The sequence below is a fragment of the Serratia sp. ASV30 genome, from assembly GCF_016428815.1.
GTDB lineage: Bacteria > Pseudomonadota > Gammaproteobacteria > Enterobacterales > Enterobacteriaceae > Chania > Chania fonticola_C.
In genome coordinates, this window is sequence record NZ_JAELTL010000044.1 from 13212 (window position 1) to 32297 (window position 19086).

The 19086-nt window shown below is 51.2% G+C and carries 20 protein-coding genes; 15 read left to right on the plus strand and 5 right to left on the minus strand.

Going from position 1 to position 19086, the window contains the following annotated elements; genetic code table 11:
• Nucleotides 1-209: 209 nt before the first annotated feature.
• The gene (locus JHD74_RS18190) at nt 210-1106 is read left to right on the plus strand and encodes a LysR family transcriptional regulator (protein ID WP_024482999.1); all 897 of its coding nucleotides are present in this window, start codon (nt 210-212) and stop codon (nt 1104-1106) included.
• 19 nt (nt 1107-1125) lie between these two features.
• Here the strand turns inward: JHD74_RS18190 and JHD74_RS18195 are convergent, their stop codons facing one another.
• The 3 genes from JHD74_RS18195 to JHD74_RS18205 all read right to left on the minus strand — a co-directional run bounded on the left by JHD74_RS18195 (nt 1126) and on the right by JHD74_RS18205 (nt 3070).
• Complete coding sequence (locus tag JHD74_RS18195; protein ID WP_024529124.1) at nt 1126-1602, minus strand: hypothetical protein; 477 nt, start codon at nt 1600-1602, stop codon at nt 1126-1128.
• Between the two features lie 4 nt (nt 1603-1606).
• A complete protein-coding gene (locus JHD74_RS18200; protein ID WP_199063225.1) occupies nt 1607-2422 on the minus strand; it encodes a winged helix-turn-helix domain-containing protein in 816 nt (271 codons plus the stop codon).
• 216 nt (nt 2423-2638) lie between these two features.
• Nucleotides 2639-3070: a hypothetical protein gene (locus tag JHD74_RS18205; protein WP_199063226.1), complete on the minus strand. Its 432-nt coding sequence runs from the start codon at nt 3068-3070 to the stop codon at nt 2639-2641.
• A 111-nt stretch (nt 3071-3181) separates the two neighbouring features.
• On the opposite strand from JHD74_RS18205, the gene JHD74_RS18210 reads away from it, so the two are divergent.
• The 10 genes from JHD74_RS18210 (at nt 3182) to JHD74_RS18255 (ending at nt 12367) form a co-directional block, all read left to right on the plus strand.
• The gene (locus tag JHD74_RS18210; RefSeq protein ID WP_199063227.1) at nt 3182-3763 is read left to right on the plus strand and encodes a LuxR C-terminal-related transcriptional regulator; all 582 of its coding nucleotides are present in this window, start codon (nt 3182-3184) and stop codon (nt 3761-3763) included.
• 122 nt (nt 3764-3885) lie between these two features.
• The gene (locus JHD74_RS18215; RefSeq protein ID WP_199063228.1) at nt 3886-6063 is read left to right on the plus strand and encodes a hypothetical protein; all 2178 of its coding nucleotides are present in this window, start codon (nt 3886-3888) and stop codon (nt 6061-6063) included.
• A complete protein-coding gene (locus tag JHD74_RS18220) occupies nt 6033-6782 on the plus strand; it encodes a DUF3142 domain-containing protein (protein ID WP_074031249.1) in 750 nt (249 codons plus the stop codon). The genes JHD74_RS18215 and JHD74_RS18220 overlap by 31 nt, the downstream gene beginning before the upstream one ends.
• Nucleotides 6783-6914: 132 nt before the next feature.
• Entirely contained in the window at nt 6915-7169 is a 255-nt protein-coding gene (locus tag JHD74_RS18225) for a type II toxin-antitoxin system Phd/YefM family antitoxin (protein WP_024529119.1), read from the plus strand.
• On the plus strand, nt 7169-7474 hold the full coding sequence (locus JHD74_RS18230; protein WP_074031250.1) for a type II toxin-antitoxin system RelE/ParE family toxin: 306 nt from the start codon (nt 7169-7171) through the stop codon (nt 7472-7474). The genes JHD74_RS18225 and JHD74_RS18230 overlap by 1 nt, the downstream gene beginning before the upstream one ends.
• Before the next feature lie 397 nt (nt 7475-7871).
• The gene (locus JHD74_RS18235) at nt 7872-8918 is read left to right on the plus strand and encodes a LacI family DNA-binding transcriptional regulator (RefSeq protein WP_199063229.1); all 1047 of its coding nucleotides are present in this window, start codon (nt 7872-7874) and stop codon (nt 8916-8918) included.
• Between the two features lie 123 nt (nt 8919-9041).
• On the plus strand, nt 9042-10349 hold the full coding sequence (locus JHD74_RS18240; RefSeq protein WP_199063230.1) for an MFS transporter: 1308 nt from the start codon (nt 9042-9044) through the stop codon (nt 10347-10349).
• Between the two features lie 35 nt (nt 10350-10384).
• Entirely contained in the window at nt 10385-11149 is a 765-nt protein-coding gene (locus JHD74_RS18245; protein WP_024529116.1) for an SDR family NAD(P)-dependent oxidoreductase, read from the plus strand.
• Nucleotides 11150-11238: 89 nt separating this feature from the next.
• Nucleotides 11239-11664, plus strand: coding sequence for an RbsD/FucU domain-containing protein (locus JHD74_RS18250; protein WP_024529115.1), 426 nt, complete (start codon nt 11239-11241; stop codon nt 11662-11664).
• Nucleotides 11665-11794: 130 nt separating this feature from the next.
• Nucleotides 11795-12367, plus strand: a complete 573-nt coding sequence (locus tag JHD74_RS18255; protein WP_074031252.1) for a type 1 glutamine amidotransferase family protein — start codon at nt 11795-11797, stop codon at nt 12365-12367.
• A gap of 32 nt (nt 12368-12399) precedes the next feature.
• On the opposite strand, the gene JHD74_RS18260 is transcribed toward JHD74_RS18255, so the two are convergent.
• Both JHD74_RS18260 and JHD74_RS18265 read right to left on the minus strand, forming a co-directional pair.
• Nucleotides 12400-13179, minus strand: a complete 780-nt coding sequence (locus JHD74_RS18260) for a helix-turn-helix transcriptional regulator (protein ID WP_199063231.1) — start codon at nt 13177-13179, stop codon at nt 12400-12402.
• A 115-nt stretch (nt 13180-13294) separates the two neighbouring features.
• Nucleotides 13295-13615 carry a FaeA/PapI family transcriptional regulator gene (locus JHD74_RS18265; RefSeq protein WP_024529112.1) on the minus strand — a complete coding sequence of 107 codons (321 nt, stop codon included), beginning with the start codon at nt 13613-13615 and terminating at the stop codon, nt 13295-13297.
• Between the two features lie 762 nt (nt 13616-14377).
• Between JHD74_RS18265 and JHD74_RS18270 the strand changes: the two genes are divergently transcribed.
• From JHD74_RS18270 to JHD74_RS18285, 4 genes are all read left to right on the plus strand, one after another.
• Nucleotides 14378-14917 carry a fimbrial protein gene (locus JHD74_RS18270; RefSeq protein WP_021179563.1) on the plus strand — a complete coding sequence of 180 codons (540 nt, stop codon included), beginning with the start codon at nt 14378-14380 and terminating at the stop codon, nt 14915-14917.
• A 69-nt stretch (nt 14918-14986) separates the two neighbouring features.
• Complete coding sequence (locus tag JHD74_RS18275; RefSeq protein WP_024529110.1) at nt 14987-15523, plus strand: fimbrial protein; 537 nt, start codon at nt 14987-14989, stop codon at nt 15521-15523.
• 122 nt (nt 15524-15645) lie between these two features.
• Nucleotides 15646-18222, plus strand: coding sequence for an outer membrane usher protein (locus JHD74_RS18280; RefSeq protein ID WP_370592667.1), 2577 nt, complete (start codon nt 15646-15648; stop codon nt 18220-18222).
• 8 nt (nt 18223-18230) lie between these two features.
• Nucleotides 18231-18980, plus strand: a complete 750-nt coding sequence (locus JHD74_RS18285; protein ID WP_024529108.1) for a fimbria/pilus periplasmic chaperone — start codon at nt 18231-18233, stop codon at nt 18978-18980.
• Nucleotides 18981-19086: the final 106 nt, after the last annotated feature.

Sequence of the window (19086 nt, forward strand, 5' to 3'; positions counted from 1 at the left end):
AGGTCAGGCAATTAAATTAAAATTGAATATTTGCGTAATTAGTTACTAAAAAGCCGTGAATGGTGCTTATTGAGCGCGATACTACGTTTAAATAAGCGAAATGATGATTGGGTTATTTATTCTGTTTTTTCGAATGTACACAATGGTATCGGGTTAAATAAGATGCCAATATCTTGCTACTGATAAACAACGGTTATCGCAAATCGCCTATGCCAGCCTCGATAAAATTGCACCAGTTACGCGCCTTTGTGGAAGTCAGCCGCCAGGGCAGTATTCGCGCCGCCAGCCGTACCTGTAACCTTTCCCAGCCTGCGTTGACCAAGTCGATTCAGGAGTTGGAGGAGGTGCTCGGCGCCAAGCTGTTTGTCCGCCGTAGTAAAGGGGTGGTATTAACCGACTGCGGTGATAACTTTTTTCAGCATGCCAGCCTGATCCTCGAAGAACTGCGGGTGGCGCAGGAAGATATTCAGCAGCGGTTGGGGTTAGCGGGTGGCTCTGTCAATATCGGCGTCGGTGGCAGCGTTGCCCGCACGGTAATGCCGAAAGTGATCACCCAGTTTCACCGCGAATATCCCAATGTGAAGGTGCGCATCGTGGAGGGGCAACTGGTCTCGATGATCCCGGAGCTACGCCAGGGGGAATTGGATTTTACCATTAATACCTACTACCCCAGCAGCATGGACAATGAGTTGAGCTTTGAGCGGCTGATGGAAAGAGAATACAAGGTGGTGGTACGCAAGGGGCACCCGTGTGAAAACGCCCGCACGCTCAAGGAGCTGCAACATTGCGATTGGACTATGCCAACCCCCAATGGCAGCTACTACCGCCTGCTACATGAACTGTTTGGTGATATGGGGATGGCACCGGCGATCAGCGTCACCTGCGAAACCTTTATGGCCTGTACCAGCCTGGTGGCGCAGAGTGACTTTGTCAGCATTTTGTCGGTTGATGTGATCTCCGATCCGATCCTGGGCCGCCATCTGGTAGCATTGGAATTGGACGAAGCCTTACCACAAGCTACCTTCTACCTGATCCAACGAAAGGATACGACGCTCACGCCGATGGGGGCCTACCTGGCTCGCCTGTTCAGGCAGCACTGCCGGTAGCCACCTATCCGTGGTGCCGCTAGTGGCGAATACAGACGATCAGAGGATTGGTAAACCCTTTGATAATAATGGCATTTTTATCTAACCCCCTGATCTTTGAGTAAAACCCGATGCCCGGGGTTTGCGGTAATACTCGGTTCTGCCAAAGGTCTGCTGGCGTATTATCCGTGGGGTGGCTCTCTGTTCGGGTAAAGACGATTTCGTTCACGTTTTCCAGCTCCGATGGGGCGACGGTAAAGTAGACGGTCCTTCGCAGGATATAGTCATTACCCTTATTCTTGATTGAGCCGGAAAATTTCAAAATCCCATCATAAGCCGACCTGAAAATGACGTCGATATGAGTGTTGACCTCAACTTCGTCAGCTTCATTGATTCTGAGGTGCGCGAACAATTGAGCATCGCAATGGAACGGCTTGCGGGACTGTACCTGATATATATAAAAAAGAGTTGAACATAAGCTAATAACCAACAGCAGGGCTACGACGATCTTTTTCATGTTTTTACTCTACTGTTTTGTAATTTAAACAATTTTTATAGCTGGCGGCATCAATTTTACTGCAGGCAGCGAGCAGCCGGACTCTGAAACGGTCGTTATTAGGGTGTGCCTCTGCATAAAAAACATCTAGCTCCTCCCGCGAACAGTCTATGCCTTCTGCTGCTATCTCTTTGATGATCTTAGCGGTAAAAGCTTTATTTGGCTTGTCATCATTTAAGTTATAGATGCTACATTTTTCATGAGTCACCACGAAGTTCACGCTCTCTTTTTGGCTATGTCTCAGCATAGTCGTGCCAGTTACCGTGGTCAGTAACAGTAAAACTGCAAGTATGTAAATTATCATCTTGTGTTTTTTTAACGATAAATAGATAGATTGATGCTCTCCTTGCTCGGTCGTTGTAGGCACTGGGTTTTCTGAAAAGGTGCTGTATTTGTCAGTGACAGGAACCCCGTTGTTCGGCGCTGCTTCTGTTATTCCCTGAACCGATTTTTGTATCGGATGGATTTCCGCATCCATTCTAAAACCGACGCGGGGCACGGTGGAAATGATATCTTTACTCACGCCGAGATTAGTGAAGGCTTTGCGTAACTCACTAATATGGTTATTCAGGCTGGCATTAGACGGCGAAAAACCATAGTCCGCCCAGACGTTTTTTAGCAGGTCATCGCGAGCAAGGTTGACCCTATTGTTGTTAATCAACTCACTGAGTAACCGGGTTGCTGGCTTTGATAATTCAACAGATTGCTGAATGTCATTTTTAACCGTCAATATTCTATTGTCAGGATCAAAGATAATATTAAGGTTTATTATATATTTCATGGCGATAACCGAGCATCCTTGGTGTTAGTGTTGAACTGCGTCCAGTGATAAGAATAGTCTTAATGGTTTGACTGTGCGTAGGAATTTAGTGGTAACCCGCTACCGTAGTCAACCCTGATTTGAACTATTTTTTCAGCAATAATAACTAGTTGAATTCAAGACAGTATTACCTACTCGCATATCGGTTTTTTTTCGCTCAAAATGACATTAAATATATTAAAGTTGATAATTTTTAGTGGTTAATTCTAATTTTTGCGTATTAATCAGGTTATTTTGCTTGTTCATTATCTGATCATTAAGATTTATCGCAACGCCAAACCACCGGCAAAAGCGTTTAAAGAGTGTACGTAATGGTGAAGTCGGTAAAGTGACTCCTTTCTTCACAGGCAACGTTGGTGCTGTCGCAGACCCTGGTAAATTGGGGGCTGGTCTTGTCATTGAGGATGCTAACTGTCCTATTAAACTGACTGAGTCAACCACTATCCAAAAGCTGCAAAAAGGCATAATACCTTGAGCTTCATTGCCTATCTGCAGGGTGATGGTGCGTCTGCCACTGTTACCAAAGGCAAATTCAAGGCGGTTGCCAGCTTCCACTTTAGCTGACCAGTAATCGGCTACGTCATTATAGGCATAACCTATTTTTGGCATGCGGAGGTATCCGCATCCCTTGTTTGAGGGCGACAGCGTCAAGGATGATTTTCCATATAAACGAAACCCATATTATCGCCGTGTTTTCTTGCCGATTCATAAGGAACTAAAATGACACCACATATTGTTATCACTATTCAGGATAGCAACCGTTATTTTGCTCTGGGCATTCAACATATTTTGCAGGACTATTTTCTCGCTAAAGGCTGTACATGGAGTTTTGTGCCAGTTGCGCCTGGGATAGCGATCGACCTGATGGTTTGTGTCAACCCCTTTGGCTGGTCATCGCGGTTCAATTCCCGCCGGGAAAATCCGGTAAATCGGCGGCTTGGGACGATTATCATACGTGATACGGCCGCTGAGAATATAATACGTCAGCATGAGCTCGCCCTATTAGGTCGCAAGGAACGGCCTGATGCCGTGGTGCATTTGGTTGAGGAGATGTTTGAGCAGGCAAGTCGGTCGTCTCTGACAGACAATACGGTAAGTCCGTGTCGGCATTTGCATCTGACCCCGCGCGAGCGCGACGTTTTGCAAGGGATCTCAGAGGAATTAACACCTGACGAGATCGCGAGTAAACTTTCGCTGAACGTCAAGACCGTCAGCACCCATAAACTCACGGCGATGCGCAAGCTCGGCTTCAAGCGTAATGGCGAATTATATTACTGGCTGCGGCAAGGTGGCCTGTGGTAGGGGAATAGTCCGCGTATGCCGGTTGGTTTTCGCCGTATTGTTTTTTCTCCATGCTTACGACACTATCTCAGGCAAAATTCACTCGGGATGAGAGTGAGCACTGGAGATAAGTAAGGATATCGATGAAAAAACTCATAGTAGCCGCGGTGGTCTCAACCATCGCTGGTACCAGCCAGTTCGCACAGGCCTCCTCCGATGAAACCGGGTGCAGTTGGAGTGATTATTGCGCAATGGGCGGTGTGCCCTACCTGGCCGCCGATAATGATACCCGCGTCAATCTGCTGATGCTGGCTGCGGGACTGCGTAAATTACCCGTGGCACTGTCGTCGTTGCCGCAGGATATTAGCCGCAGCAGAGGATACACGTTTGGCGTGTTCCCTGGTGAAGCCGCCACTGAAACCGATCAGGCCACCGCACCTGCTCAAACTGCCGTACTGCAGGATAATCCTCTCAATATACAGGCGTTAAGCTTAGGCATTAAACCGTCGGGATTAACCGGGGTTTCAACAGAAAACGAGGGGCGTTGGGTTTCTAATAATCCAGACTCATTAAGCCAATTTTTCCAGGCCCTGCTGGCAGACCAGCAGCTAGATCAGGCCGAACGCGACTTACTGGCGTTGCGCCGGGCCAAAATTTACCGGGGGGAAGCGCAGCCGGAGCAATTTTTACCGCTGATGGCAAACTATGCCGCAGGTTCCCATGCAGCGGCGTTCAGAGATTACCTCACCAGTGCGGAACAGTTTTATCAGGGGCAGTTTGCTGATGCGGATACCGGGTTCCAAAGGCTTAAAGAATCGGATCAGCCTTGGGTAGCCGAAACTGCCGCTTATATGCTGTTCCGTGTGGCCTTGAACCAGATCACTGAAAATGCCACGGATCAGTACGGCATGTTCGATCCGCAGCGGGCTAATAAAGAGGCGGGTGCCCTGGCATTGCAACGTGCGCAGGCCTATCTGGCCACCTATCCCAAAGGCGAATATGTGGATTCCGTGCAGGGATTACAGCGCCGGGTGAATTGGTATCTGTCCGACTGGCCGCGTTTGGCACAGTTGTATGAAAGCGAGATAACCGCGGCCACCGATATCAATACGCTTGGCGCGATGATTGATGAAGGGGACCAAATTCTACTGAGCCGCAACATTCCTTATGACAGTGCGGAGCCGCCCTTTGTCAGCAGTGCCGATGCCCCGTTGTTGACCTTTACCCAAACCATGAAGTGGTTGCGCAAGTACAATCTCGATAACCAGTCAATGCCGAAAGTGACCGATGAGATGCTGCAGGGGTACAAACCGATGTTTGTTGCCGCCAATCAGTTGCCGCTCTGGGAATATATGCATAATGCCTGGCTGTTCTATCAGCAAAAGGATTATGCCGCGGTCATCAAGGCGATCCAGCCTGCGGCACAGCTGGCAGCGAACGATCTTATCGCGTTCAGCCAACAGGTCCTCTACGGCGATGCCCTGGTGATGCAGGAAAATTGGCAGGCTGCCGAAGCCCATTGGCGTCATCTGCTTGGCATGAAGCTTGCCCCTTACCAGCAACAGTATCTGCAGCTGATGTTGGCCACCGCCTTGGTGCAGGAAAATAAAACGGCGGCTATTTTTGCCCCAGACAGCCCAATCAATAACCTGCGTTATCGCTCCGTGGTGCTCAAAAGCCTGGCCAATAAAGCGTTGCTGCAACAGCAGGCCGTAGGCGCACCCAATGACGAAGAAAAGACCATCGCTCTGCATACGCTGCTGTTTAAGGATTTGATGGTGGGTGACTATCAGGGGTTTATTGACGACAGCCAACTGAAAAAAAATATCAAACAGACGCCTGACCCGCAGGTGTTTGGCGATGTTGCACTCAGCGTTTTCGATTGGGATGGCAGCCGGACGGAGCCTGGTTATTTCTGTGCTTCTTTAGACGCTAACGTTGCCGTATTGGCAAAGAACAAGACTGATGCACACGCCATGAACTGCGTGGCAGAGTTCTTGCGTACCACCTTTGCCGATATCAGCACGGAAGCGGAAATGGGGGGCAATGAACAGTTGGATGATCTGGCTGGGGTCGAACTGAGTAAAGATAAAGCGCACGGCAGATTAAAATATTATCAGCAAGTGATCGCCGATCCCAAGGCCGAACCGGAAGATAAAACCTATGCGTTGTACCGGGCAGTGATGTGTTTCTCACCTTCCGGCTACAACAGCTGCGATCGGCAGGAGATCTCACAAAAAACTCGCCAACGTTGGTTTAACCTGTTGAAGAGCCAGTATAAAGGTAACCAGTGGGAACAAAAGCTCAAATACTATTGGTGATGCGCGTATTGCTGCTGCTGTGGTTGCCAATCTCTGCAACCGCCGCAGCGGCGGATAACGCAGCTGGCCGGTATGTAAATGCGCATGATTACCGCGCATTCTGGCTTTGGTCCGGCGTTTGGCCGCAGCCTGCGTTGCAGCAGGCCGATTTGCTCTATCTCCATCAGGGTGAAATCGTTAACGGCCGCCAGGGCGCTCGTTTTCTGAAGCTGGGATTGCCGTTGAGCAAGCTCCAGGCGCCTGCCGTCTGGATCACCGTACGTGTCGCAACCCTGGACATATCCGACGAGGTATTGGCCTCGGCGGTGCGTCTGCCTGCTCGTTGGGCTGCGGCAGGCAATCGGGTGGTAGGGCTACAGATCGACTTTGACGCGGCAACCTATCAACTGGATAAGTACGCGGAATTTCTCGACAAACTGCGCGGTCGTTTACCCAAAGAATATGCTTTGGGGGTGACTGGCCTGCTCGATTGGGCAAAGACCGGTAACGTCAGCCAGTTGAATGCATTACCGATCGATGAGTTGGTGATCCAAACCTATCAGGGGCGGCGCACGGTCACGGAGTATGAACGCTATCTCCCCGCGCTACTTAAGCTACAAATCCCCTTCAAAATCGGTCTGGTGCAGCAGGGCGACTGGAACGCCGAGTGGCAACGGCGGCTGACTACATCGCCTTATTATCGCGGCGAGGTGGTTTTTTTGTTGAATACGAGCCTATAGTTGTTGATTTTATATAAGTATATCAATTGGATAATCATATTATTTGCTTATGCTAGTAGGCAGAACTTAACTGGTCTAAAATAGGTGTGAATCGAACGATTCATGCCTATTTGAACGACTGAGGAAATTGCCATGATTAGCTTTACGGCCAACCAGGCCAAAACCCAGTTTGGCGAGATGATAACTAAAGCTCAGCGTGAGCCGATCAGCATCACCAAAAACGGTAAACCTTCCGTAGTGGTTATGTCTGTTGAGGATTACAACGAGTTTGAGGCGTTGAAACTGCAAAGCTTGCGCGCCAAGCTTGCGCAGTCCATTGCTCAGGCAGAGGCTGGCCAGTTGCATGAGGGTGAACAGGTATTTGACGAGTTGATGAAGGATCTTTAATGGTTAACTACAAACTGACTGACGATGCGCGAGAGGATTTGCGCGAATTAAAGGCATTTTCTCTGAGGCAGTTTGGAACGTTAATAACAAGGGAATACTTGGCTGATATGCGTGCCACTATGCAGCATTTGGCTAATATGCCGGGGATGGGCACTAATGAAGTTGAGAGTTTAGGATTGGATATATGGAGTTTTCCGTATATGAGCCATACGATCTATTATCAACGTGCCGCTGATGGAATTTCTATCATCGGCGTTGTTCACCAGAGTCGCCTACCAACGTTGTTATTAAATCGTCGCATATGAACATAGGATGAAGGTGCTCTCTTTGGCTGTTTTTTTGCGCCCCCGTTTTGCAGACTATGTATGTAGGGGCGTAGCATGCAGTACTCATCCAAATTCCGTTCCAGCCTTTAACCCCACCACTAAACACTCACTAAACAGCCGGGGATTTTTGCCCGTGTTTAGTAATCCCAGAACGCTGGGCTTGATAGCTTTCACAAAAGCATCACGCAACCGCGGCGCGGCTGGTAAAGTCGCTTGATTGAGTCATATCTCCGCTATAAATTGATCTGCATCGTTTCACTAAAACGATACAGATAATGCCAGGCCGTATATTTAATATATTGATTATTATGTTAATTAATGGCGTGTCGTGCATAAGTTAACCGATTAACGTCAGCACCGGAGGGGGAGCGAAAACATGGCCAATATTCGTGATGTCGCACATCTCGCCGGTGTTTCCGTGAGCAGCGTTTCCAACGTGTTAAATGGGCGTAGTAATCAAATGCGCCCGGAAACCCGGCTGCGTATCGAACAGGTGATGCGCGAATTGAACTATCAGCCCAACAGAGTGGCGCAGCAGTTGAAAACCGGGCATGCCCGGATGATCGGTCTGCTGGTTCCCTCGATCGTCAACCCCAGCTTTTCTGCCCTGGCTCGCGAGGTTGACCTAGCGGCTAAAGAACACCGCTACCGGGTGTTGTTGGGCAACACCTATCGGCAAGAAGATGAAGAGCGCACCTTTATCGAAGATATGTTCGCCCATGGGGTGCGGGGCATTATCGTTGCGGCGAGTGATATCCGTAAGACCCATTTTGCACAGGCTGCCGAAATGGGAATGATGATCGTCAACTACGATAACCGGATGGTGGGGAGTTTCACCGCTGATGCCCGGTTATTCGACAGCGTCTCAATGGACAACGTAGAGGCCGGGCGGTTGGCGGCTCAACACCTGATCGAACGCGGTTGCCGCAATATCGTCTTTGCCACTGAGGCCAGTCTGACCATGAGCCGCAGCCATAAGATTGAAGGGTTTCTCACCGTAGTGCGTAATCATCGCCTGCCCGCTCAGCAACGGGTGATAGAAGGCAAAGCCAGCGGAGAGTATGGCGATACCGAGATGGCCGAACTGGGCTTTACCCTGGCCGCTCAGGTACTTGCTCTTTCTCCGCGCCCGGATGGCGTGGTGGCTATCAACGATGCTCTGGGTATCGGCCTGTTGGCGGGGCTGCGGGAAGCGGGAGTGGCGGTGCCTGGTGAGATATCGGTGGTGGGTATCGACAATATTCCGCTCTCGGGGCTGGTGTGGCCCGCGCTGACCTCCATCATGCCACCGCTTGCCGAGATGGCCCAGGTGATGGTGGGGCGCCTATTGCAACGCGTAGAGGATCCTACATTAGCCCCTGAAGAGTTTATATTCCCACCGACGTTAGTCAGCCGCCAGTCGGTAATAACCATTACGCCATAACGCGCAAAGAGTCACGAGAACGATTAAATAGCATTATTTATTGTCAGGTAAATATACCTGCGCCCTTCAGGTACGCCTGTAGCAGATTATTATTCCGATTAACAACATTGGAAGTATTCTATTATGCAAAAAAGAACGCCTCAGGAAATTGAACGCAGTGCCATTAGAAAAATGACGCTGAATATTGTCCCGTTAATGATCTTATTATACTTTCTGGCTTTTTTAGATCGTAATAATATGGCCTATGCGGCAATTGCATTGGAGGATAGCCTGGGGTTAACCGCCACGGCTTTTGGCTTTGCCTCTGGGATATTCTTTATCGGCTATTTTATGTTTGAAATTCCCAGTAATGCGGGAACCATCAAGTTTGGCCCACGAATCTGGTTTGCCAGGATCCTTATCACCTGGGGGATATTTGCCGTATTGATGGGTTTTGTCCGCACGCCGATGGAGTTGTATATCTGTCGGTTTATGTTGGGTGTCTGTGAGGCGGGGTTTTTCCCCTCGGTCGTCTATTACTTCACGGTATTTTTCCCGGAGAAGTACCGCACCAAAATCCTCGGCATGTTTATCATCGTACAGCCGTTGTCGAACGCTATCGGCTCACCGATTTCCGGGCTGATCCTTAACGTTGAGCATGGCTGGTTTGGCCTGGAACCCTGGCAGTGGCTGTTTATCCTTGAAGGTATTCCACCGGTGATTATTGGCCTGTTTATCCCTTTTCTTATCAAGAACTCACCGAAGGATGTGGGCTATCTCGATGTGGAAGAGAAAGCCTGGCTAATGGACAACACCACCCGCAGTAAATCGGGTTCCAAGGTCAAGCTGTCTGATTTTGTGCAGGGCATAAAAAATAAAAAGTATCTGTTATACGCCATGTTGAATTTTGGCATGGTGTGCGGGATCTACGGTTTTGGGATGTGGCTGCCCTCCATCATTACGGCTATCTCTGGCGATGACATTTTCCGCGTAAGCCTGATTGCCTTTATTCCCTACGGGTTGGCCGCCTTGCTGGTTTATCCGTGGAGCCTATGGGCCAGTAAAAGCAAAAAAATTGGTGTGTTTGCCGGCATCAGCATGATTGTTGCTGCCTTTGGCCTGATAGGTGCCGTGGTGTTCTTTAACTATAACGTGTTTGTCGCGCTGATGTTCCTGAGCGTGGCTGCCATAGGTATCTATACCTCGGTTCCTTCATTCCTTTCCATGCCAGCCAATATTTCTACCGGGGCGGCGGCAGCGGCCGGACTGGCAGTGGTGAGCTGTATCGGCAATATCGGGGGGTTTGTCGCCCCTTATGTGGTCGGGTTATTAAAGGATGTCAGTAACAGCAATACTCCGGGGCTGGTTTTCCTGTCGCTGTGTTTATTGGTTACCGGATTGATCTGCATTTTTTACTGCGCCAAACAGCGTGAAGGCGTTATTCGCTCATAACTGGTTTTATCTACAAATAATCAAGAGGCAATAAAATGGGAAATCTAACGGGTAAGAAAGTGTTTATTACCGGGGCCGAGCAGGGGATTGGCAAAGCTACCGCAGAGCAGTTGATTAACGCCGGGTGTGACATCTACATCCACTACTTCAGTGGCGAAGAGGGGCCAAAGGAACTGGCTGAATTAGCCCATTCACGCGGTCAACGCGCCGCCTATGGTTATGCAAATTTAACCGATACCGAAGATACGCAGCGATGCGTCGCTGCCGCCGCTGAGTTTCTGGGGGGGATAGACATACTGATCAATAACGTGGGTGGCATTATCGCCCGTAAATGGCTCGGTGAGATCGACCGTCAATTCTGGCAGACGGTGATAGATGTCAATATGACGACCATGTTGAACGTCACGCAAAGCGCGCTACCTTACTTAAAAAGCGCCAAGGACGGAGCCAGCATCGTCAATTTGGCCTCACTGGCTGGCCGTTCCGGCGGGCATTCTGGTTCACTGGTGTACTCCACTGCCAAAGGGGCGGTATTAACCTGGACCCGCTCCCTGGCGGCGGAACTGGGTGAACATGGCATCAGGGTCAACGCCGTAGCGCCGGGGCTTATTCTTGGCACTCGCTTCCATAACCTGCATACCAGCAAGGAATCTGCCGATGAAACCATCCACGGTATTCCCCTTGGCCGCGCGGGGAGCCCGGAGGACGTCGCTCGGGTGATTAAATTCCTCGCCTCGGAATATGACGGCTTCGTCTCTGGCGCCACCATCGATATTAACGGCGGTATTTACCGTATGTGAGTCAACCCAGCCGCTGATAAACCGCAACCGATTCACTACGTAGGGGCGCTGCATGCTGCGCCCACCTGTCTTCCCTACTGGAAAACACTATGATCAAAGCCGACATTATTCATCCGCAACTGTTGGGTGCACTGGCGCTGTGCGGGCATAAGACCCAGATCCTCATCGCCGATGGTAACTATTCGTTCGTCACCAACTCGTCGAAAGAGGCCACCATTGTCTATCTGAATCTTGCCCCCGGAATGATCGCCAGCAGCGTGATATTAGCAAAGGTGCTCAAGCATATTAATGTGGAACATGCCTCGATGATGGCTTGGCCGCAAGGTTTCACCAACACCATCGCTGCCGAATATCAGCAACTGCTGCCTGACGGTTGCCCCATCGATTATCTCAACCGCGAGGCCTTCTATCATGCGGCAAAATCACCGGAGACATTATTGGTTATCGCCAGCGGTGAGATGCGGCGCTTTGCCAACCTGCTGCTGACCGTGGCGCCGGTGTCGTTGGCTGATTGAATGCGGGTTATCTTTGCGGGAGGGGCCTCTGTTGGCTACTGACAGAAACTGTCAACAGTGCAGGCTACACTTGGTTTTTGCGGGTAGGAAAATCCTGAAAATTGCCCCTATTTCTGACAAGGACACTCTGATGATACGTGCTATTACCCTCCTGACTGAAAACTTTTCCGATTGGGAAACCGCTTTGATCAACTCGACGGGGCGTGGGTACTACGGTTTTGACTGCCGTTTTGCCACCCCTGGCGCAGCCCAGGTCACCTCTTCAGGTGGCATGCTGGTTTCCCCCCATCTGGCAATAGAAGCCATTCAGCCTGATGAAGTCGATCTGCTGATTGTCTGCGGGGGCACTATCTGGCAAACCGCACAGGCGCCGGATATTACCGCCTTGGTTGCTGCGGCTTATCAAAGTAACGCCATCGTCGCGGGGATTTGCGATGGTACTCGCGTTTTAGCGCAGGCGGGTGTGCTTGATGCGGTCCGCCATACTTCCAATTCGGCAGAAAACCTGTTGAGCCTGAACTATGGCGGTGCGCAATACTATCAGGATGTGCCTTATGCCATCGCCGATCGGCGCGTTATCACGGCACCGGGTACCGCACCGGTCAGCTTTATGGCCGCAATCTTGCGTACTCTGGGTCTGGGGGATGAAAACCTCAATGCCTACCTTGCGATGCATGCTGCTGAGCACCGCAAGCCAGGCTAGTCCACTGTTATAAATAGCCGCCGAGAGCCACTTCACGTGGAGACAGGCTCTCTCTGGCCGAGGGTGTCTGGCTGTTTGTGCGCAGATAAGGCAGCATAAGGGCGGTCTTTTCTCTGCCGTCCCACTAGTTGTGCCGAAGAGATGAGGTTGGTTTCTGCCGGCAACGTTAATGGCAGCGGCAAGCGCGGTAGAGTGATTGACGACCGTTCGTTCAGATAGCGTCCTCCCCCCTGCAGTAGCCACTGATACAGTTCCTGATTGCATCTGAAATTGAGCTTGCGCATGGCGTTCTGCTTATGGGCATTGGCAGTTTTATTGCTGATTTGCAAATAGTTGCCGGTATCCTGCCCATTCATTCCCATGTGTATGCACCGCAAAACCTCCTCTTCCCGCGACGTCAACGGAGACATACATGTGCAATCGTAGCTGGACGCTGCTGGTGACCCAAAAGGCGGAAACAGCACGCTATCCAACCGCTCATATAATGAGGATATTGTCTGGTGCCGGTACAGCGCCCTGGTATGGCATTGTTCGCAATGCACCCTTGGCTTGAGCTGGTTTTTGTTGCGCCCCTGCTCGGTGATAAAGAATACCATCGGATGATTTTTCCGCTGATGTAAGCGGTAATGCCATGGGTAGCTAGTGACCAGATCGCCCAGGAAAATGATGTCGATATCGCTGCCAACCTGTGTTTCCTCAAGTAGACGGATGTCCAGCCGACGGGCCTGAAAATAGGTTTGCAGCCCCAAGCCCAGACCATGGGTAAAATAACGGTCAGCATCGATTATCATGATGGACAGAGGTTGTTTCATGGCATGAGTTCCTTTCAACCGGCGTGTCTGCCTTGCGTGAAACACCGTGGCAGACACGGGATAGATAAATGTCAGTAGAAAAAAATCAAACACAAGTCAGAAGGGGGAGGCGTATTTAGCCTTCCGCCGCAACGGGCTGCGCTTCCCTTTTTTCATGATGTTTAGGTGATGGCGAGGGTTCAGCAATATACCAGCGTAAACTGTTATTGACAGCGCCAGAGGTAACATAAGCTTTTTTGTTTTCAACTAATCGCAGCAGATAGTAACGAGCAAGGTATATTGTCGTCTCGGAGTATTCTGCGATTTCCCGTGTTTTGGGCCATTGAACCTGCGGGGGAACGCCTGTGTGATGAATGTCGCGCTTGCAAAGGGTTTGTAGGGCAATAAAAACATTATTTAACTGCTTTTCCCTTTCTTTATTGGTGCGATAAGACATGTCACTACCTCCTTTTAATGCGTCTTGATGGGTGCTATTCGAAATGGAATAATCCTATGCTGCTTGCTTTTGTTGCTAACTTTTCTAGGTGATCACAGGGGAATACTGTCAGAATCATAACCCCCATTTCTTCCTTATGAGGCGTCAGTTTACCATTCTAAGCTATCATGGACTATTGTTTCGTGAAAACCAAATTTACGATCAATGAGTTCGCAAATACCGCGTTTTGCAGCATAAAATACTAAGTAATTCGTTTTTGCGACCGTAGTCGTCGCAATAAGAATATTCTTGCATATAAATAAGGTTTTTATGGCGAAATTGCTCTGTTTGGAAAACAACACTTTCAAAATTTAGAGGTATTTGCAATAATTTTTTGGCGACAGGAGATGAGGTTGTCCGATGGAGTGGTGTGAGAATTTTCCTATCATAAATACCCTGATCAATGATTAAATTGATGTGTGGCTGTTTTATGGTCGGAATTCTATCTATTCAAGGGTGTCGCATAAAGTTGTATTTTAATAATTCGCTTTATTCATCGGATGAAGCACCGGAAGAGGCTTGTCTTTTCTGGTGAACTGCCCCCTTCGCAAATAAAGGGGAAGGAAAGGGATGCCTTCTTTTATACCAAATGAAAGGATGCTGCCGGGTATATCAATTACCGCCAAATAAAACAGCGTTGTTCTGATAGGCACCGTTTTAATTGTGTCGGGGTAGGTATGTCTGGATTTCTCGTTAAATTAACGTTTTAAGGATAAAGAAAACATGAAACTGACTAACATTGCGCTGGCTACGGTTCTGTCTCTGGGTATGGTCTCTCTGGCAAATGCTGATGCGGGTTCGGGCAAGGTAAATTTCGAAGGTAAAATCATTGATGCACCTTGCTCTATCGCTCCAGAAAGTATTGACCAGACCAAGAGCTTTGGCCAGGTGGCTAATGTGGAGCTGGTGAATGGTGGTAAATCTACTAACGTGGTGAACTTTGATATCAAACTGCAAGGTTGCGATATCTCTAGCAAGAACAAAGTGCAGGTCACCTTCGCTGGTCCAAATGGCGGCGCAACTGGCACCACCAACACCCTGCTGGCCATCACTGGCGCGGCAAAAGGTGCAAGCATCGCGATGTTTGATGGTTCTAACCAACCGATCACCCTGGGTACTGCGACTACCGTGCAGAACCTGATTGCGGGTAACAACACTCTGAGCTTCACCGCCTTCCTACAGGGGCATGCCGGTACTACGTTGACCGATATCGTAGAAGGTGACTTCACCTCTACCACCAACTTTACCATGGCATACAACTAATAGTGGATGTTACTGCATGCGGTTTCCGCATGCAGTTTTTGCTGTCCTTGTTCATTAAGGGAGCCAGGGATGTCGGTGAATAGTTTTACGGCTACCTCGTTGTTTTTACTGGTGGGAGCTGTCACGGCGCTGCCGGTTTGGGGGGAGGGAAGCCAACTCAGCATGAACGGGGCGATAGTGGCTTCCGCCTGCGATATTGACACCACCAGCCGAGATCAGACCGTTGATATGGGCACGCTGCCCTTCGATAGGATTGTTAATGACAGTCAGGCATTGTCACGGCCATTCAGTATCAGGCTGGTGAACTGCACGCTTAAGCATAGCAACGATAACATTTTGGGCAAGCAGCACTTTCGCGTCACGTTTGACGGCCGCAATGAAGATGGGTACTTCGGTGTTGAGGGTGAGGCGCGCGGCGTAGCACTGGTGCTGAACGATGCGCTGGGGAATCAGGCGGTTCCAGGTAAGGAAATGCCGGCACAGACGCCGGTATTACAGGGTAAAGATATATTGCTGCACTACACCGCACGCATGGTAGCCAACAATCAGCCGTTACATACCGGCACCTATAGTGCACAAGTGCGATACCAGTTGGATTATCACTGAACAGCAGGCTGACATGATAATGGACGGTCAGCACGCCAAGACAGATTGACTTCCCCGGCAGGATATTTCCTTTAATAACAACCATAACGCCCGGGAAAGTTTTAACGCATAAAGGTCAATGGATGATGAGCACCCCACTTGTAGGAGTACAGGTTCCGCGCACCCGCTTGTTGCCGCTGTTGATTGCGCTGGCACTGGTGAATGGCCAGGTTTCTGCCGCTAAACCCATCGAATTCAATACCGACGTGCTCGATGTTCAGGAGCGCGGCAATATCGATTTGGGGCGTTTTTCCCGCAGTGGTTACGTGATGCCGGGTGAATACAGCCTGCTGATCAACGTCAACCAGCAGGAACTGCCGGAACAGACGATCCCATTTTATCCCACAGACAAAGATCCGAGCGTTACCGAAGCCTGTTTGTCCCCCACCTTAGTGGAACAAATGGGGCTGAAAGAGGAATTTACCCGCGATCTGGCCTGGTGGCACAACGGGCAATGCCTGGTGATCGGTAGCCTCAAGGGAATGACGGCGCGCCCCGAGTTGGGCAGCAACACGCTCTATCTCAGCATTCCACAGGCTTACCTGGAATACAGTTCTCCCGATTGGGATCCACCTGCACGCTGGGATAACGGTATTCCTGGGTTGCTGCTGGATTACAACCTCAACGCTCAGAGCCAACGTCAGGATCAAAACGATGGTGTCGAGAAAGGCTATAACCTGAGCGGCAACGGAGTGGTGGGCGCTAATGCAGGGAGCTGGCGGCTGCGTGCCAGTTGGCAGACACAGATTGACCATCAAACCGGCTCAGGGCAGTCCACCCAGCGCAACTTTGAGTGGACACAGTATACCGCTTACCGGGCGATCGCGCGGCTGCGGGCCAAATTGACGGTGGGTGAAGACTTCCTCAACTCCGACATTTTCGACAGCTTCCGTTACACCGGGCTAAGCCTGGTGAGCGACGACGCGATGCTGCCGCCGAACCTGCGCGGCTATGCGCCAGAGGTGAGTGGCGTGGCACGTACTAACGCCCGTGTGGTGGTCAGCCAGCAGGGGCGGGTGTTGTATGAATCCCTGGTGCCAGCCGGCCCGTTCCGTATTCAGGATTTGAGCAATGCGGTTTCGGGGCTGATGGACGTGCGGATCGAAGAGCAGGACGGCAGCGTGCAGACGTTCACTATCAGCACGGCGAGCATTCCTTATCTGACCAGACCAGGAATGGTGCGCTACAAGCTGGCAAGCGGGCGGCCAACAGACTGGCGGCACCGTACTCAAGGCCCGCTATTTGGTAGCGGTGAATTCTCGTGGGGGGTCAGCAACGGCTGGTCGCTGTTTGGCGGTGGCGTGGTGGCCGGTGACGAGTACAACGCGTTGGCGGTGGGGATTGGCCGCGACCTGATGGCGTTTGGCGCACTGTCGTTTGACGTGACCCAATCGCGGGCCAATTTGCCTCAAGGGGATACCCTGAGCGGGGGGTCCTATCGCCTGCGTTATTCGAAGAACTTTGACCAGATTGGTGGCCAGGTGACCTTTGCCGGCTATCGCTTCTCGGAACGCAGCTTTATGACCATGGGGGAATTCCTGGAGGTACGTAACCTTGGTACCCGTAGCCAGAGCAGCAAAGAGATGTACACGGTGTCCTACAGCCAGCAGTTCCGCGATATAGGGCTAACGGCCAACCTGAACTATGACCACCAGACCTACTGGGATCGGGACGCCAACGATCGCTACAGCCTGTCGCTCATGCGCTACATGGATATTGGCCGCTTCAAGAACCTTAGCCTGTCGATGACCGGCTACCGCAATCAGTACAACGGGCAGAATGACGATGGGGTGTTCCTGTCACTGTCGCTGCCGTGGGGTAACAGCGGTTCGATGAGCTACAGCGGCACACTGGATCGCAATGACAACACCCACCGGGTCAGCTACTCCGATCGGGTCGGGGATCGTGGCAGCTATCAGGTGAGCACCGGCTTTACTCGCAAAGGGGCATTGGCCAGTGGTTTCTATAGCCATGAGGCGGATTGGGCGCAGATTAACGCTACCGCCAGTGCTCAATCAGGGAGCTACAGCACGGTAGGACTGGCATTGCAGGGTGGGGTAACGGCGACTGCGGAAGGTGCTGCGATGCACCGGGTCGCTATTCCGGGCGGTACCCGTTTGCTGGTCGACACCGATGGCGTAGCCGATATCCCTATTCGCAACTACGGTGCTCCAGTGCGCACCAACCGCTTCGGCAAAGCCGTGGTGGCCGACATGAACAGCTATTACCGCAACCGGGTGAATATCGATCTGGACAAGCTGCCGGATAACGCCGAAGCGATGAAATCGGTGGTGCAGGCCACGCTGACGGAAGGAGCGATAGGCTACCGCCGGTTTGACGTGATAGCGGGTGAGAAGGCCATGGCGGTGATCCGTCTGGCAGATGGCACTATGCCGCCGTTCGGGGCGACGGTGCAGAACCTGAAAAAACGCGATGTGGGGATCGTCAGCGACGCCGGCAGCGTGTACCTGAGCGGTATTGAACGCGGTGAAACGATGACGGTTCACTGGGACGAGCAGGCGCAGTGTGAACTGACATTACCAGCGGTATTACCAGCGAACGGCATGGCTGAACTCTTGCTGCCTTGCCGGGCGATAACCGCGAAAAAAGACACCACAGACCTGGCGGCAATACAGAAAAAGGCTGAGACAATACAATGAGATACGAAATGACGAAAACCAATACGGGAATGGCGCTGGTCGCCGTAACCTTACTGTGCGCGTTGACCACGCAGGCCCAGGCGGCGATCGCGCTAGATCGTACCCGGATCATCTTTCCTGGCGGCGATAAGTCGGTCAGCCTGAGCGTCAACAATGACAACCCGCAATTGCCCTATCTGGCACAGGGCTGGATAGAGGATACCAAGGGCAACAAGGTAACCAGTCCGTTAACGGTACTGCCGCCGGTACAGCGCATCGAACCAGGTGCCAAGAGCCAGGTAAAGGTACAGGCGTTACCGGTGTTGAGCCAACTGCCACAGGATCGGGAAACGTTGTTCTACTTCAACCTACGTGAAATCCCGCCGAAGAGTGACAAGGCTAACACCTTGCAACTGGCGTTGCAGACGCGCATCAAACTGTTCTATCGGCCAAAAGCGCTGGTGAAAACGACCACCGAGATGGCGACGCCGTGGCAGGACCAGCTGACGTTGACCAAGCAGGGCGACAAGTATGTGGTGAACAACCCGACGCCGTACTACGTGACACTGGTGGATGCGGGCAGCAGAAAGGGTGTCAGCGCAACGGGTTTTGAGCCGCTGATGCTGGAGCCGAAAAGCAGTGCTCCTTTAGGTATCAGCGCGTCGGTATTAGGAGGATCGCCAGTGCTGACCTACGTCAACGATTATGGCGGCCGCCCAGTGCTGACGTTCCGTTGCGGCGCATCGGACTGCCAGGTGGAACCGGCAAAGAAGAGTTAATTGAAACCGGTCGTGCCAGGTTACAGGGAGAGGGCGCGGGGTCAGGTCTGCAAGGAGAGAACGTATGCAACAATATTATCCTGTTCCTAGTAAGTATCGCCGGGGG